A 15,992-nucleotide genomic window follows, 5' to 3' on the forward strand; every position below is an offset into this window, starting at 1 on the left:
AGTGCGTAATGGGCGCATGCGTACTCACCGAGGACTGAAAGCGGGCGCGGCTGTGGCAGCGATGGTGTTGCTCGCGTCCTGTAGCCAGAACGCCACACCGGAGGACAGCGAGCCAGACGCCGGATCTCTCGACAAGTTCTACAGCCAGCAGTTGAACTTCGAGGATTGTGCCCCGCCTGCCTCGAACCTCCCGCCTGGTGAAACTGGTGAATTACCAATGGAATACCAGTGCGCACGCATGGATGTTCCACTCGACTACATGAATCCAGAGGGGGAGACGGCCGAGATCGCGCTCTCCAGGATTCCGGCACGTTCGGCCGATCCGATCGGTTCCATTGTGCTCAACCCGGGTGGCCCCGGGTTCTCGGGAACCGAGTTCGCGGCAACCACCGCGGGCGCGTGGGCGCAGAGCGACATCACCGACAGGTTCGACCTGGTCGGGTTCGATCCGCGTGGTGTGGGTGCGTCGACACCCGCGGTGAGCTGTTTCGACGACGACGAGCGTGAAGCCGACGCTATCAGCGCTGCGATCAGCGTTCTGCCGCATGCGATGTCCGAAGCAGCGACCCGCGAATTCTATGAGAACTGCGCCACAGGGTCAGGGGGAGAGAACGCGTTGGCCCACCTGGGTACACGTGATGTGGCACGCGATATGGACGTCATGCGCGCTGCGCTTGGCGACGACGAGCTCACCTACGCGGGTGCGAGTTACGGAACCCGCCTTGGCGCGGTGTACGCGGAGATGTTCCCGGAGAACGTCAGGGCGCTCGTTCTCGATGGTGCGATGGATCCCCTCGCCGGAACGAAAGAGCGACGCATCCAGCAGGCCGGTGGGATGCAACGTGCGTTCGACGAGCTCGCGAAGTTCTGTGCCGCACAACTTGATTGCGCACTGGGACCGGACCCGGCGCAGGCAACCGAGGTGTTCCACAGCCTCGTGCGGCCCCTGATCGACGCGCCACTGCCTGCGGCAGACGGTCGTGAACTGACATTCACCAAAGCAATCGGAGGCGTCGTCCTCGGTCTGTATTCACAGGAGGCGTGGCAGCCCGTCGTCATGAGCCTTGCCCAACTGCGCGATGGCCGAGGAGACCCACTGATTGCACTCAACGACATCTATCAGGATCGCAGCGCGGACGGCACCTATGCGAACACACTCGAAGCGACCGGCGCCATCAACTGCATCGACGAGGAACGCCACAGTCCGGCTCAGGAATCGGCACTCATTCGCGCAGTGTTCGATGCGAGTCCGTTCGTCGATTTCGGACAGTCGGTCGAGAGCGCGCGGGATACATGCGAGCAATGGCCTGTCGAGCCCACATTGGGCTACCCCTATGCCACCGAAATCGAAGGATTACCAGACACTTTGACGGTCTCCGTGACCGGTGACGCGTTGACTCCGCACCAGGGTGCCATCAACCTTGCGGACGCGCTCGGTGGAAGCCTGTTGACCGTCGAGGGTGAGCAGCATGGATCGATCATCGCGGGGAACGCGTGCGTAGACGATATCGTTGCCGACTATCTCATCGACCTCGTGATGCCCTCCGACGACTCGCGCTGCGTCCTGTGACGGGAGACCGGTCAACGATGTCGCTGCCGAGCGATGACAGTGGCACGAAGCAGTACGTCGAGTTGCGCAGTGTTGTAGAACTCTCGGATGGTCTCGGCGATGGCCTCTCCCGCCAACTCCGGGCTTCCCATCAGACGGGCGTTCGGTTCGTTCATCCACGGGTACTCGACCATCGCTTTGGCGATGGTGTCCGCGAACTCGTCGGCGAGGCGTGTACGCGTGTCGGCGTCGGCGTCGGCAGGCAAGGCTTCGAACGCGATAGTTGCCGCATCGTCGTCGGATTCGATGATGTCTCGGACATCGTCCATCGTTTTGGGGTCGTATATCTGCGAGTAGACCAGAGCTATCGATCGTTCGGCCGGAGTCATGCCCAGTGCGGTGTGCTCGAGGCCGGCCGGGACCTCAGTGATCGATCCGTGCTCGAGCAACAATGCGATTTGGGCGCGAGTGCGAAGGCTGCTCTCGATGACGTCGGCAAGATTTGCGTCGATGGCGGTGAGCACCTCGGCCGAAGTTCCGACGCTCGAACCGGTGGTCTCGATCTCCGCGAGTGGAACGCCGATGTCGCGTAGCCGCCTGATCTGCAGGAGACGCACCAGGTGCGTGACGCCGTACTGCTTGTAACCGTTGGAACGACGACGTGGCTCGTCCAGCAGGCCGCACCGATGGTAGTGCCGGACGGTGTTGACGGTGGTCGTCGCCAATTCTGCGAGCTCACTGGTGCTCCACGTCATGGGCACCCCTCGCTCGAATAGATCGGAGCCCCAACCATAACGCCGATGAGGCAAGAATCGGTATGAGCCGACGCCGCTCCAGGCCGATCACCGACCGATTCCGCCCAACCCCATCAGTGTCGCCGCGGTCGCGGCGGGACGAGAGAAAGGCACACATGACACACACCTTCGAGGTCACATGGACGCTGGACGGCATCACGATGGAAGGCACGATGGTCTGCCCTGACGGTATGGGGCCCTTCCCTGCAGTGGTCTTCGTGGCCGGCAGCGGGCCGACCGACCGCGATTGGTGTTCGCCCCTGCTGCCGGGAAGCAACGGGAGCGCCCGGCTCATGGCGGAGGCGTTCGGTGATGTGGGCGTCGCCTCACTTCGCTACGACAAGCGGGCGTCCGGCGCACATGCGATGGAGAACGTCGGGAAACTCATCGGAAAGATGAGTATGCAGTCTCATCTGGACGAGCTGGTCGAGGCCGTCAGGGTGCTCTCCGGGCAGGACTGCGTCGATTCCTCGCGCATCGTCGGGTTCGGAAACAGTGAAGGCACACTCCACGTGCTCCACTACGCCACCACAACCCAAGACGTTCCCTTCGCGGGAATCGTCCTCGCTGCACCACCGGGCCGGCCGATAGAGACGGTGCTGCTCTCGCAACTGGCGCGCCAGATGAGCCAGATTCCCGGCGGGTCCGAGGTGATGGCAAGGGTGCAGGAGGCTGCCGCGCGGTACACGGCCGGGCTGCCGATGAATGCCGACCCGAGCTTGCCGGACAGTGTGAAGTCGTTGCTCGCAGGCTTGGAGGCACCAGCCAATCGCCCGTTCATCCGAGAGCTGTGGGTCGAGTCCGCGACCGATGTGCTCGGTAAGGTGCAGATTCCCGCACTGGTACTGATCGGTGCGAAGGACATGCAGATCGATATGCACGCCGATGGCATTCCTCTCGAACAGGCCGCCGCTGGGATGGCGAACGTGACTTTCGCCTTCCCGACCAATGCAAATCATGTGTTCAAAGAAGACCTGCGCACTCCGGCGGACATCGCCGCGTCGCCAGGCAGCGGATACAACGAGCCGGGTGCGCGCCTCGACCCCGAGACCATGCAGACTGTTCTCGCCTGGCTTACGCAGTATTTCCCCTCGACAGAGATGGCGAAGTGAACGTGAAGTCGGTTGCGGGAACGAGCTTTCTGGTCGTTGCTCTCGCCGCGACACTTGGGAGCTCGACTCTGACTACGGCGACAGCAGAGGCGTCGTCCGGTGACCGTGACGAATACGGTCAGTACGTCGGCGACGCAGGCGTGCTCGACTATCAGGTGCATCTTCCGACCGATTACGACCCATCCTCTCCGACACCGATCATGGTTGCGCTTCACGGATGTGGCATGACGGGGTACGGAATCAACTCGATGAAGGACACGACCCGGTTCGACGTCGTCGCGAACGAAGAAGACTTCATCGTCGTCTACCCGACGCAGAGCTTCGACCGAAGCCCCCAGCTCTGTTGGAACGCAATCGAACCGGCCCATCAACGCCGTGGTGTCGGCGAACCCGCAATGATCGCCGGAATCACGGAATCGGTGATCGACCGGTACAACGGCGACCGCAGAGACGTCCATGTCTCCGGTGCGTCGTCGGGTGCAGGTCTCGCTGTTGCACTTGCCGTGACGTACCCCGACGTGTTCGCAACGGTGACGTCGGCGGCCGGCGGCGAGTACAGCTACGACAAGGCCCAGCACGATCTGGACCGCGTCTCTCCCGAGTACACCGCAAGCCTGGCTGTGGAAGAAATGGGGGATCGTGCGAAATACGTTCCGCTGCTGGTGGTTCAGGGGGACCGTGACGACGTCGTGCGGCCGGTCATGGCCGAACGACTGACCGCGCAGTGGCTGGCGATCGGTGAGGCACTGGGTCAACCGGCGTCGACGATCGAATCCACTCGGGTCGAAGAACCGCACCGATACCCGTACACGTACACCCGATACGGCGACGATGACGGGCGTCCGTCGGCCATCGAGTCCTACCTCGTCGAAGGCATGGGTCACGTCTGGCCCGGTCCAGGCGCGGGCTTGTTCACCGACGCTGCAGGCATAGATGCCTCGCGGGTGTCGTGGCAATTCGCTCGGTCGCACACCACGCCTGCATAGCGGGCTGTGCGCTGCGGAATCGCATTGTTTCGCAACGACAGTGGCCGGTCGATGACATCGGTCATGGTTCGCTCATGCAGATAACGGTGTGTTTCGATGCGCGGGTGCACTGGTAGCCGCGTCCCCCTTCGGACAGGCTTCTAGTCATGAACAGAACAGGAATGAACCATCCGAACAGTCCTCCCGACCGTCGCGAAACAAGCTCGCACGGAATCACTCTCGGCAACTTCATCGCAGACGGCATGCGCTTCGGTCCCGCCCCCACTCGTGGCAGGGAGGCTGTTGCCGCGATCGGAGCCGTCGTAGCGCTGGGCATCGTGCTAGGTGTGCTGCAGCCCGGAGTCATCGTCTCCGCGGTCGCCGCCGGAGCCGGTGTGGCAATCTTCGCAGTCCGCTGGATCGTCGGAACCCGCAAGTGGGGCCAGCGATGAGCGCGGTGATCGCAGCCCGCGGGTTGCGCCGGGTGTACGGAACGGGAGACGACGCATTCGAAGCGGTGAAGGGCATCGACATCGACGTCGCAGAGGGGGAGGTCTTCGCGCTGCTCGGGACCAACGGCGCAGGCAAGACGTCGACCTTCGACCTGTTGGAAGGCCTACTGGCACCGACATCGGGGGAGGTGGAAGTCTTCGGCCACGATCCTCGGTTGGAACGCAAGAAGGTCCGCCCGCAGATCGGCATCATGCTGCAATCCGGCGGATTGCCGGCCGAGTTGACTATCGCAGAGACCCTGGAGATGTGGCGCGGTACCTGCAGCAATCCCACCACAACCGCAGCGGTCCTGGCGCAGGTCGACCTCACGGACCGGGCCGATGTTCGGGTGGGGTCACTGTCGGGCGGCGAGAAGCGTCGAGTCGACCTCGCGTGCGCATTGCTCGGCCAACCTCGGTTGCTGTTCCTGGACGAGCCGACCACGGGCCTCGATCCCGAAAGTCGCCGAGCCACATGGAAGTTGCTGGCCGGTCTGAAGGCATCCGGCGTGACGATTCTTCTCACGACGCACTACCTCGACGAGGCCGAAGCCCTCGCCGACACGATCGCGATCATGCACAAGGGTGAGATCGCGCGCCGCGGCACACTTCGGGACATCGTCGACGAGCATCCAGCTCGGATCGTCTTCGACCACCCCGGTCTGATGTTGCCGTCGTGGGACGGTGCGACGGTCGACGCCGGCGCGCGGGTCACGGTCTACACCCACCAGTTGCAACGACATCTGTCCGAGCTGCTGGCCTGGGCCGGTGCCCACGGCGTGCAGTTGACCGGTCTCGAAGCACGAGCCGCGTCACTCGAATCGGTATTCCTCGACATTGCCGCCGACCACAGCGAGTCGCCGACGTCCACCCCTGAATTGATCGGAGCATCATGACCACCACGACCACCGCGCCGCCCTCCGTGGGGTTCGGTCGGCGCCCGCTGTCCTCCCTGGCCGTCGCTGAATATCGACAGTTCATCCGCAACAAGACTCTCGTTGTCATGGGCACGCTGTTTCCGGTGGCGATTCCCCTCGCGACCTTCTTCATCGCACGCAATAATTCCGGGGCTACCGTCGGTGTGGCCACCACCGGGTTGGAAATGTTCGCGCTGATGGCGCTGCTGTTCGTGATGTACTACTCGGTGCTATCGATGGTCACGACCCGGCGCGGCGAAGGCGTACTGAAGCGGCTACGAACGGGCGAAGCTGCCGACTGGCAGATTCAGGTGGCACCCGCGGTGCCAGGGGCGTTACTCACCCTCATCGGTGCCGTCATCGTCGGAGGGGTGATCTACGGAGCCGGCTCTCCGGTCCCCGTCAATGCCATCGTCCTCGTTCTTGCGCTGCTCGGCGGAATCATCGTGTTCTCACTGCTGGCCCTGGCGACCAGCGCGGTCACCAAGAACGCCGAGGCTGCTCAGATCACGTCACTGCCGGTGATGATCATCGCGATGGTCGGCCAGGATTCCATCCGTAATCTGCTGCCCGATCGCCTCGGTTCTGTTGTCGATTGGACACCGTTCGCCGCGTTGTCCGACCTGATCTCGCTGGGCTCGGCAGGGTTACCGGCAACAGCCCCCGAAGGAGCAGTTGCCGCGAACTTCATGGGAACTTTCGCCGAGATGGGTCAGCCGCTCGCCACTTTGGGGCTATGGACCCTGCTGACGCTGTGGATCGTGAAGACAAGCTTTCGTTGGGACGACCGAGGATGACAAAGACGGCCTCCGGGTGGCGTGAGTTGTCGGAGCCGGCCAAGTACCGGCTCTACGCACAGGTCACGCTCCTGGCGGCTATCGCTTCGGTCACCGTCTTCGCGGGTATCACCGTCGCCGGTGCCCTCTGGGCGTCGGCGACGGTCGCGATCTCAGGGCTCGCCTCGCTGGCAGCCTTGCTCAGCCGGGCGGACTTGTTCGCCGGGTCGACCCCCGCGCTGCGACGCTGGGGGTTGCCGGTGGGAGCGATAGCCCTGGCCGTGGTGTGGGTTTCCTGTGCCATCGCAGCAGAGCTGACCACCGATACGTCGGGCGTGGTTGCGGTTCGCGCAACGGGATTCGCAGCGACGCTGTTCGCAGCGCAGTCGATAGTCCCGTTCGTTCGACATCGGTGGTGGGTCCTTCTCGGGATGAGCGTCGCTACCGGCGCGGTCCTCGGAGCAACTACCGGCAAGGTGGTCCAGTTGATGGCACTGACCGGTCTGATCTCGGGTGTCCTACTCTCCAGCACCCTTCTGACGCGGTGGGGGCTCCAGATAGTGGAAGAGCTCGAGCGCGCAAAGACTGTCGAGGCGCGTTTACAGGTCGCGGAAGAACGACTTCGTTTTGCTCGCGACCTCCACGACGTCGTCGGGCGGAGTTTCTCGGCCATCGCGGTGAAAAGTGAACTTGCCGCCACACTGGCCAAAGTCGGCGCACACGACCGCGCTCGCACCGAGATGGACGAGGTCAGAAGCGTAGCGGTCGATTCCATGAAACAGATGCGAGCACTCGTTCGGGGGTACCGTGACATCAACCTGGACGGAGAAGTCGCCGGTGCCCGATCATTGCTCGCGGCGGCAGGATGTCGACTCGCCATCGAAGGCGATCCGTCGAACGTACCGGCGCGCTTCCACGAGGTGTCGGCGTGGGTTGTGAGGGAAGGGACGACCAATATCGTGAAGCACTCCACGGCCACGTCGGCGACGATGACTCTCGGGAAGGCTGGAATGTCACTGCGTAACAATGGAGTTCTCGCGTCGTCCCACACATCGCGGGATCAGTCCCAGCAGACGGGACTCCGTGGACTGGCCGAGCGACTGACATCGGTCGATGCAGGCCTCGACACGACCTCGAATCGGGACGGGTTCCTGCTCGAAGTCCATTGGAACACAGCATGATACCGGTACTGCTGGCCGACGACGAGAACCTGGTGCGGACGGCAATGGCGGCCATGCTCGATCTCGAAACAGATATCGATGTGATCGCCGACGTCGAGTCGGGTGAAGACCTGATAGCAATCTGGCGGCGTCGTGTCGACCGTGGGGAAAGCGCTGCAGTCGCGGTGATCGATCTGCAGATGCCAGGAATCGACGGTATCGACACGGCAATCGAGCTGTTGGCGATCACTCCCAAGGCCGGCATCTTGATCGTCACCAGCCATGGTCGTCCCGGCTATCTCAAGCGTGCTCTCACTGCGGGAGTGCGAGGATTTCTGCCGAAGACCATTTCCTCGGCAACGCTGGCCGAGGTGATCCACACCATTGCGGCGGGCGGACGCCACGTCGATCCGCAGCTGGCGGCCGAGGCGATCAGCACCGGCGACACCGTCCTGACCGGACGCGAAGCGGACGTGCTGGAGTACGCCATCGACGGTGCGTCGATCGACGAAATTGCTGTCCGTGCGCATTTGTCGGCCGGGACGACTCGCAATTACCTATCGGCTGCGATGGGAAAATTGGGTGCGTCCAACCGATACGAGGCGGCATTGAAGGCCCGCAAGTTCGGCTGGATCTGACTCGCCTCCGCCTCCTGCTGTCTATGGACCCACTTCGCGTGTCGGTCCCGACGGTGTTCTCGGCGTGCAAGAACCTGTCGGTAGGAGGCGAACGCACGTTGGTTCGGTGATGCGCGTACGGTCACCTGTGCCCGTCGGGGGTCGTAGTTGCTGAGTTTCTCGCGCACGTCAACAGGTGTGAACGCCGCACAGTCAGGGACACCGTTTCCCATGATCGACCCCTCTCTACTTGCCATGGAATCCGCAGCAGCCACAAGTTTCGATGCCGAGGTGTCGGCTGCAATGTCGGTACCGACTCGAACGCTGCTACCACCGATAGTCCCGCCGCGCTACTATCCCGACAGCGCCCTCGAGTCGGTCGGGAAATTCCGGGAACTGCTGCTCTCGCACAGCTCGGTCGAGAGCCTTTTGCAGGGACTGTGTGAGCGGGTAGCTGCCGTCGTCCCGGGTACGGACATGGTCGGGGTGAGCCTTCTACAAAATCAATCACGAGGTCCGGCGACGGTCGCGTGCAGCGATTCTCGGGTCGTCGCCATCGAATCCGATCAATATCTCACGGACGAAGGTCCCGGCCTGGAGGCAGCGCGAACCGGCCGGATCGTGTGCGTTCGAGTCGAGCACGTTCGGTCCCGTTGGCCCGAATTCGCCTCCAAGGCAGCAGATGTCGGAGTGCGAAGCTATCTGTCTGCGCCGCTGGCGGTCGATTCCGAGCACGCGGGCTCACTCAACCTCTACAGCTTCGACGAGCACGGGTTCAACGATATCGACGAAGTGCTGGTGATGATGTTCGTGACCGCGGCGCAAACGGCGGTGTACAACTCCAGGCTGCTGGCTGAAGCTCTGGCCGAGGTCGAGGGGCTGCGCACTGCGATGCTGACCCGTTCGACCATCGACCAGGCCAAGGGAATTCTGATGGCGGTGCGGGCAATATCCCCGGACGCTGCGTTCGCCGCGCTGTCGGAACAGTCGCAACGCGAAAACACCCGGATCAAGGATCTCGCGGCCCGATTGGTCGACACCGTCGTGGGCGGTCACCGCGAGCTGTGACAAGCAAACACAATCCGTTGAACAGCTGGCGAATCGGTTCTGGTTCCGTCGTTCAGTGCTAGAGCCACGACTTCGCCGAGTCCGTAGCGCAGCTACGGGATCCCCGAGCGAGACATCAATGGGCTGCGTTGTACGCCTCTTTGATTTCCGAGGAGATTCGGCCGCGACGGCTGATGTCATACCCGCCAGCAGCGGCCCATTGCCGAACCGCCTTGCCTCTACCCGGTTCGACTTCCACAACGATCGTTGGGATGGGTGTCCGTGCGCCGGCCGTGAGCGTTTTGCGCCTGCGACCGCCCACTCGGGTGGCGTATTTGATGTAGCGATCGAGTTTTCGGTGGAACTCGGTCGCGTTCGAGCTCTTGAGATCGATGACGTAATCGACCCCGGAGACTGAGAATTCAACTGTCTCCCCTGATCCGTCGGCGATGCGCGACCCGTCCATATCATCGACAAACTCGGTAGACACCTCTTTGCCCATGATGTCGCGTCACCTCGGAGTCGGAAATTGTTGTGCGTCAGTAGAACTGCTACAAATTCCCTTTCCAAACTCTGACGGAAAGATCGCGGATATGGCTGCGCCGAAACGTGTTCCGATCCTGAGGTGAGATTCGGCGTCGGGATGCAATCCGTCGGGCAGAGGCAGATCGGCAAAGTCGTCCTCGCCGTACAGGTCGAGTCCGTCGAGGTAGTACAAGTTGGGGTCCGTTGTCGAACGTCGTCGGACGACTTCTGTCAGCGTGCTCCGGACAACGGTCAGTGTCAGCTTCCCTGCGGCAGGCTTTCCGGTCGCTATGAAACGGACTTCACCGACCGTGAGCGCTGCTGGATCGAAGGCACCCGGGCCAGGAGTGTTCTCGTGGATTGCACAGTAGAGCGGCGATACGACGATAACTGGGGTAGTCGGATGTCCCTCACGGATCGTGTCCAGGAAACCCTCTACCGCAGGGACGAAGGCGCGGAGGCTCATGGCATCGGTGTTGACTAGGTTGATGCCGATTTCGAGGCTGATGAGATCGGCCGCTGTGTCGCGTATGACGCGTGCGACGAACGGATCCAGGAGGGCGCTGCCCGCGAATCCCAGGTTTACCAGATCGAGACCGAGGGTCGAGGCCGCGAGAGCTGGGAACGTTGCGCTCGGGCCTGATGCGTTGGAACCTTGGCTGATCGAGCTTCCGTAGTGCAGCCACGTTTTCGGGGGTGCAGGGTCCGGTTCGACCGGAGCGTCGGTGGACATTCCGATCAGGGTGACTCTCTCGTTGTGCGGCAACCAGATCTGGATGCTCTTCTCGACGCCCATATCGCCGGGTTCGAACGTCAAAGTGCTGGGGCTTCCGGGCCGAAACTCTTCGGCTCCTGTGCTCAGATCGATCGCGATCGTGTCGCCCCCGATCGCGACGGCCCTTTCGCGGAATTCCCCGTTCACCACCATGTCGTATGCGCCGCCGGGCCGTGCGGGTAGTCCGAGATACGCCCGCTTGGTGGGGAGTACGGTGAGTTCGATGTGAGCGGCGGCCGTACGAAACATCAGACGAACACCGGACGGATGTCCCTGTGCCACCGCGAATTGCACGTCGGGAAGGCGCTCACGTGCCCATTCCGGGAGTCGATGCGGCACCAACCCCTTGGAGGTGTGTTCATGGTCGAGAGCGCCGCGCAGCAAATCGGGGGTGATGGGTGTTGCTGTCATGCTCATGGGCGCACCCTACGCCTTCCCCAATTTTGCAGTGACACAGTGAAAATGACGTCGGTCATGGTGAGAATGGCTGGAAGGTGACTCGGCGGCTGCTTTGGCAACACATGCGAGCTGGATGATTGTTCAGAGTGTGCAACGAGTGTCCTCGTCCTGTTCCTGTACGTCACCGCACTGCGCAAACGAGCCGCAGCAGGAACGCAACTCACCGAGCCTGCGACCGGTTGACCTCGAATTCTTCGGTCGAGCAGACCCTGACAGCCCATCCGCTTCGACATCGTAATTTTGAGGCAGGGGCAATTCTTTTGGGCGTGAGGACCCCGATGCGGTTTGGGTCCACCTTCGAGTGTGATTCGTCTTCGTACGAAGGCGCAGATCTAAGCGAACGCCAGGTCAGGGCGGCGAAGCGGCCGATCTGGTAGCTGCGGCGTGTCGTGGCTCGAGATTGCCGTGATTCGCGTCGAGATTCACCGAACTGGTTTCGCAGAAAAGGTCCGGCTGGCGTGCGTACAGAACGTTGTGCGGACAAGGGTGCCCAGCGCCCAACATGGTTGTCGTGCGAAACGAGCAGCGGCGGTGAAGTCTCCTGTGAGCTTGCCGCCCCTCATCGAATTGATGTAGGTATTTGCCTAAAGGTATTAGGTAACTGTATGGTTCTCCTCAATCGACAAGGAGGCCGACATGGCTCGCGCTGGATTGAAAGTGGATCGCATAGTTCGCGTTGCAGCGGATCTGGCCGACGAAGTCGGCTTCGATCGGGTGACTGCGAGCGAGGTGGCCCGGCGCTTCGACGTCAAGGTCGCCAGTTTGTATTCGCATCTGACAAGCGCGCACGAGTTGAACGTCGGCATCGCATTGTTGGCGCTGGAAGAACTCGCCGACCGGGTTTCGGAAGCGTTGGCGGGCCGGGCCGGCAAAGATGCGTTGGTCGCTGTAGCGAATGTGTACCTCGACTACTCGCGTGAGCATCCCGGCCGGTACGCGGCAACCCAATTCCCACTCGATCACGAGACTGCGATCAACAGTGCCGGCGTACGCCATTCGGCGATGATGACGGCAATTCTGCGGGGATACGACCTCGACGAAACCGACCAGGTCCACGCGATCAGATTGTTGGGCAGTATCTTTCATGGATACGCCACTCTCGATGCATCCGGCGCATTCAGCCACAGTAGTCCGGACTCACAGCAGTCATGGACACGCATTCTCGATGGAATCGATACTCTCCTACAGCAATGGAGGCAATGACAGTGGAACCCTTGTCCGGACCCAACATCAGATCGTCGTTCATCAACTCGACCAAAGGCGAGGCCACCCGGCTCACCCTCCCCGCCGTACTCGACTCAGTTCCGTGGAACGATATCGATTTCCTCGGTTGAGTCCGACCCCAAGCTACTGGGCAAATTATTTCTTGTCGTACGGCAACAAGACCGGCTGCTCGGTATAGCGATGCGCTTCAAGGCCGGTGGTGCACGTAAGGCGCAGATGTGCAGCATCTGCCTCACTACACACGCCAACGGCGGTGTATCTCTGATGGCCGCAGCGAAAGCCGGGGAATCACGGCGGCGCGGCAACACCGTCGGGACGTACATCTGCTCGGATCTCGCCTGCTCGCTCTATGCACGTAAAGAGAAGACCCCCGCACTGGGGCGACAATTCAAGGGAGACTTCGACGTCGAGAGCCGCACCGCGACGCTCAGAGACAACATCGACGCATTCGTAGGCCGCGTTCTGAGCTGATGGCACGTGCCGTCACCACGAACGGCCCTCGCCGCACTCGCAGAGTCCATCGGTCCGCCAGTAGGTTTCGATCCATGGTCCTTGCCGCCACAAGGTCGATACTCGATGCACTTGGCTTTCTCCTCTCGGTTGGTACACACGGCGAGGGTTGTGCGAAGTTGGCGGCACGGCAACTCACCGACTAACAGATTCGCTGGTCGAGGTGGGTCCGCCGCCGGTCCACTTCGATTACGTTCCTGAACACCTCGGTGTGAAACCAATTCAGGTTCTCGATGCCTGAATCAGTGAGGTCACAGACCATCTCTCTGGTCGACGTCCAGCGGACGCCCAACATCAACTGCGAAGCGATAGCGGCTCGAAGCCGCTCAATGACGTCGAGCGCTGGATGGTCTCTTGCCTGCAAGGACACGGCGCGCCCGCTTCACCCATTTCCGGAACAAGCCCAATGGAGGACCACAGCATGTTTACGCGAACATCCGAGACCAGCCATACGCGGACAGTCGATACCAGCGTGGTGGTGGCCGTGCTTGCCCTCACCGGAATCGTTGTCTCGTTGATGCAAACTTTGATCATTCCGCTGATTCCGCAACTTCCTGCCCTTCTCGACGCGTCAGCTGCTGACACCGCCTGGGCCGTCACCGCTACCCTCCTCGCCGGTGCCGTCGCGGTGCCCGTCGTCGGCCGACTCGGCGATATGTTCGGCAAACGTCTGATGCTTCTCATCAGCCTCGGCCTACTGATTGCCGGTTCGATTACCGGTGCTCTCAGCGATTCACTGATCCCTCTGGTCATCGGCCGCGCCCTACAAGGGCTAGCAGCAGGTGTCATTCCCCTGGGGCTCAGCATCATTCGCGATGCTCTCCCGCGCGAGAAAGTTGCGGGTGCAACCGCCACCATGGGTGCATCACTCGGGGTAGGTGGCGCACTCGGTTTGCCCGCTGCCGCTCTGATCGCCCAATACGCCGACTGGCACATCCTTTTCTGGATCTCGGCAGTGCTCGGCCTCGTAGTGGCCGGACTGGTCGTATTCACGGTTCCAGAATCCGAGGTGCGAACAGGGGGAGCGTTCGATGCAGTCGGAGCTGTCGGCCTTGCTGTAGCGCTCGTCGCGTTGCTCTTGCCCATCTCCAAGGGATCTGTGTGGGGCTGGAGCAGTTCGATAACGCTGGGATTGATAGCGCTGGCAGTGGTGTCGCTTTTCTTCTGGGGTTGGTGGGAACTGCGCACCAGACAGCCACTCGTCGACCTGCGTGTGTCCTCCCGTCGTCAGGTCTTGTTGACCAACCTCGCTTCGGTCGTGTTCGGATTCTCTATGTTCGCAATGACTTTGGTGTTCCCGCAGGTCCTTCAGATGCCGACCGAGACAGGGTTCGGTCTCGGCCGGTCGATGCTGGTCACCGGGCTGGTGATGGCACCGTCGGGAATCGTCATGATGTTGATCGCACCGCTGTCGTCGCGAATTACGACCACCCGCGGTCCCAAGACGACGCTGATGATCGCTGCGGTTATCGTCGCGGCCGGGTACATCTTCGGCGTCGTCACGATGAGTGCGGTCTGGCATCTCGTCGCGATCTCGTGCATCATCGGCGCTGGAATAGGAATGGCGTACGGCGCGATGCCCGCTCTCATCATGGGAGCCGTACCGCCGTCGGAGTCCGCTGCCGCGAACGGCCTCAATGCTTTGATGCGTTCGCTCGGCACCTCCATGGCTAGCGCTGTCGCAGGCGTGATACTTGCGCAGATGACCATCACTCTCCGATCGACCGAATTGCCTGCACAGGAGGGATTCCGGGTCACCATGGCGTTGGCCGCCCTTGCTGCGATCGTCGCATTGGCACTCGCTGCGTTCCTTCCGCCTTTCGTGGCTACCGGATCGACTGTCGCCACTGGGCAGGGGGCAAGGAAGAACGATCCGGCACCGCAGCATTGTTGATTCCGGAAGCACGGCGCGATGTCGCGGTCCAAGTTTCTGCGACATGAAACTCGATGCCGTACCTGCAAGCAGACTCCTGAGCAACGGTGTGGCTGGCATGTGCGGGGGACACGCAGAAATGGGCTGGCGCAACGCTTGCGAAGCTCCTCGCACGACGGCAGAAGGCGTTCGAGTTGTTTGCAGAAAGTTCTGAGTGATTCTCCGTCGATCGGCGGCGTAGGTTCGGTACGAGATACGTGTGCTCACGTGTTGAGGTTGGGTTGCTCCGCAAGTAGACAGATCTGTCGCTTAGCAGGCTCGTGGACCCACTTGATCCTCTCCGAATCGAGGTGACTCTGCATGGAGTAGACGGAATTCGAGCGCGCCGCGAGCGTGTCACTGCTCGGTGCAACCGGGGTGGATCAGCGTGAACCGGTATGGACGGAAGGTGCTGGTCAGAGGCTGTGCGATGGGTCCGGGTGGGACCATCGAAAGTTGGTTGATCTAGCTGGGGGTCAAGGGGTCGCAGGTCTAATTCCTGTCAGCCCGACGTATAGATGCAGGTCAAAGGCGGTTTCGGAGAAATCCGGAGCCGTCTTTTGTTGTGTGCCGCGCGAGTATTGCTACTCGATCCGAGCCGACCGGATCCCGAACTTGTCAGTGCTCGTCGTCGTACAGTTCGGTCATTGTTCCGGAGGGGTCGAGCCGCACGAGAAGCTCATCACAGATGGTTCGAAGTTGACCTAGCTGAGCGGGTGTCACGGCGTCCACCACATTGTGTCGGACGGCTGCGACGTGTCCGGGGGCCGCGGATATCACCGTCGTCCACCCCTTTTCGGTCAACAGCGCGTTCGTGGCGCGGCCGTCGGTGGGGCATGGGGTTCTTTCCATCAGCCCTCTGGCCTCCAAGCGTCTGGCCACGTGGGACAACCGCGCGAGTGTCGAGTTGGTGCGCCGTGCCAGAGTCGTCATTCGCAGGGTCCGATTCTCGGCCTCGGACAGCCTGGTCAGCACGAAGTACTCGAAGTGAGTAAGACCCGAGTCTTTTCGTAGCTGCTGTTCCAACACTCCCGGGAGTAGTTCGACGACAGCAAGCAGCCGTAGCCAGGACCTTTGCTCGTCGTCACTCAACCAGTTCGTGTCCATGGTCACATAATAGCCCATTTACTTGACGCTACAAGTGAATGGGCGCAAGGTT

17 protein-coding genes are annotated in these 15,992 nt (G+C 61.8%); 13 read left to right on the top strand and 4 right to left on the bottom strand.

Translation table 11 applies throughout. The features are described 5' to 3' along the window. The first annotated feature begins 16 nt into the window (after window positions 1–16). A complete protein-coding gene (locus CH305_RS21095; protein WP_218828610.1) occupies window positions 17–1,570 on the top strand; it encodes an alpha/beta hydrolase in 1,554 nt (517 codons plus the stop codon). Window positions 1,571–1,581: 11 nt separating this feature from the next. Here the strand turns inward: CH305_RS21095 and CH305_RS21100 are convergent, their stop codons facing one another. Further along, window positions 1,582–2,304 (bottom strand): MerR family transcriptional regulator, encoded by a 723-nt coding sequence (locus CH305_RS21100; RefSeq protein ID WP_094704822.1) that lies wholly within the window; start codon window positions 2,302–2,304, stop codon window positions 1,582–1,584. A 155-nt stretch (window positions 2,305–2,459) separates the two neighbouring features. Here CH305_RS21100 and CH305_RS21105 point away from each other — a divergent pair, with 155 nt between their 5' ends. From CH305_RS21105 to CH305_RS21140, 8 genes are all read left to right on the top strand, one after another. After that, on the top strand, window positions 2,460–3,455 hold the full coding sequence (locus CH305_RS21105) for an alpha/beta fold hydrolase (protein WP_094704823.1): 996 nt from the start codon (window positions 2,460–2,462) through the stop codon (window positions 3,453–3,455). Further along, window positions 3,452–4,441, top strand: a complete 990-nt coding sequence (locus CH305_RS21110; RefSeq protein ID WP_179278369.1) for a PHB depolymerase family esterase — start codon at window positions 3,452–3,454, stop codon at window positions 4,439–4,441. The genes CH305_RS21105 and CH305_RS21110 overlap by 4 nt, the downstream gene beginning before the upstream one ends. 146 nt (window positions 4,442–4,587) lie before the next feature. Further along, window positions 4,588–4,872, top strand: coding sequence for a hypothetical protein (locus CH305_RS21115; RefSeq protein ID WP_141215882.1), 285 nt, complete (start codon window positions 4,588–4,590; stop codon window positions 4,870–4,872). After that, on the top strand, window positions 4,869–5,807 hold the full coding sequence (locus CH305_RS21120) for an ABC transporter ATP-binding protein (RefSeq protein ID WP_094610286.1): 939 nt from the start codon (window positions 4,869–4,871) through the stop codon (window positions 5,805–5,807). Before CH305_RS21115 ends, CH305_RS21120 begins: the two co-directional genes overlap by 4 nt. Further along, window positions 5,804–6,625: an ABC transporter permease gene (locus tag CH305_RS21125; RefSeq protein WP_094610287.1), complete on the top strand. Its 822-nt coding sequence runs from the start codon at window positions 5,804–5,806 to the stop codon at window positions 6,623–6,625. The genes CH305_RS21120 and CH305_RS21125 overlap by 4 nt, the downstream gene beginning before the upstream one ends. Next, a complete protein-coding gene (locus CH305_RS21130) occupies window positions 6,622–7,785 on the top strand; it encodes a sensor histidine kinase (protein ID WP_094704825.1) in 1,164 nt (387 codons plus the stop codon). The genes CH305_RS21125 and CH305_RS21130 overlap by 4 nt, the downstream gene beginning before the upstream one ends. Then, window positions 7,782–8,402, top strand: coding sequence for a DNA-binding response regulator (locus tag CH305_RS21135; protein ID WP_094704826.1), 621 nt, complete (start codon window positions 7,782–7,784; stop codon window positions 8,400–8,402). The genes CH305_RS21130 and CH305_RS21135 overlap by 4 nt, the downstream gene beginning before the upstream one ends. 210 nt (window positions 8,403–8,612) lie before the next feature. Further along, complete coding sequence (locus CH305_RS21140; RefSeq protein WP_094704827.1) at window positions 8,613–9,449, top strand: GAF and ANTAR domain-containing protein; 837 nt, start codon at window positions 8,613–8,615, stop codon at window positions 9,447–9,449. Window positions 9,450–9,564: 115 nt separating this feature from the next. Here CH305_RS21140 and CH305_RS21145 read toward each other — a convergent pair whose 3' ends face one another. Both CH305_RS21145 and CH305_RS21150 read right to left on the bottom strand, forming a co-directional pair. After that, a complete protein-coding gene (locus tag CH305_RS21145; protein ID WP_037150277.1) occupies window positions 9,565–9,930 on the bottom strand; it encodes an Lsr2 family protein in 366 nt (121 codons plus the stop codon). Between the two features lie 9 nt (window positions 9,931–9,939). Then, a complete protein-coding gene (locus CH305_RS21150; protein ID WP_306436923.1) occupies window positions 9,940–11,145 on the bottom strand; it encodes an SGNH/GDSL hydrolase family protein in 1,206 nt (401 codons plus the stop codon). A 678-nt stretch (window positions 11,146–11,823) separates the two neighbouring features. Here CH305_RS21150 and CH305_RS21155 point away from each other — a divergent pair. From CH305_RS21155 to CH305_RS21170, 4 genes are all read left to right on the top strand, one after another. Beyond that, entirely contained in the window at window positions 11,824–12,390 is a 567-nt protein-coding gene (locus tag CH305_RS21155; RefSeq protein WP_094704828.1) for a TetR/AcrR family transcriptional regulator, read from the top strand. Continuing rightward, window positions 12,387–12,521: an FBP domain-containing protein gene (locus CH305_RS29700; protein WP_306436924.1), complete on the top strand. Its 135-nt coding sequence runs from the start codon at window positions 12,387–12,389 to the stop codon at window positions 12,519–12,521. Before CH305_RS21155 ends, CH305_RS29700 begins: the two co-directional genes overlap by 4 nt. A gap of 64 nt (window positions 12,522–12,585) precedes the next feature. After that, entirely contained in the window at window positions 12,586–12,882 is a 297-nt protein-coding gene (locus tag CH305_RS29705; protein WP_306436926.1) for an FBP domain-containing protein, read from the top strand. Window positions 12,883–13,342: 460 nt separating this feature from the next. After that, complete coding sequence (locus CH305_RS21170; protein ID WP_094705200.1) at window positions 13,343–14,815, top strand: MFS transporter; 1,473 nt, start codon at window positions 13,343–13,345, stop codon at window positions 14,813–14,815. Between the two features lie 636 nt (window positions 14,816–15,451). Here the strand turns inward: CH305_RS21170 and CH305_RS21175 are convergent. After that, a complete protein-coding gene (locus CH305_RS21175) occupies window positions 15,452–15,940 on the bottom strand; it encodes a MarR family winged helix-turn-helix transcriptional regulator (RefSeq protein ID WP_094705202.1) in 489 nt (162 codons plus the stop codon). Window positions 15,941–15,992: the final 52 nt, after the last annotated feature.

Origin of the sequence: Rhodococcus sp. 15-649-2-2 (genome assembly GCF_002258645.1) — a bacterium.
Taxonomy (GTDB): domain Bacteria; phylum Actinomycetota; class Actinomycetes; order Mycobacteriales; family Mycobacteriaceae; genus Rhodococcoides.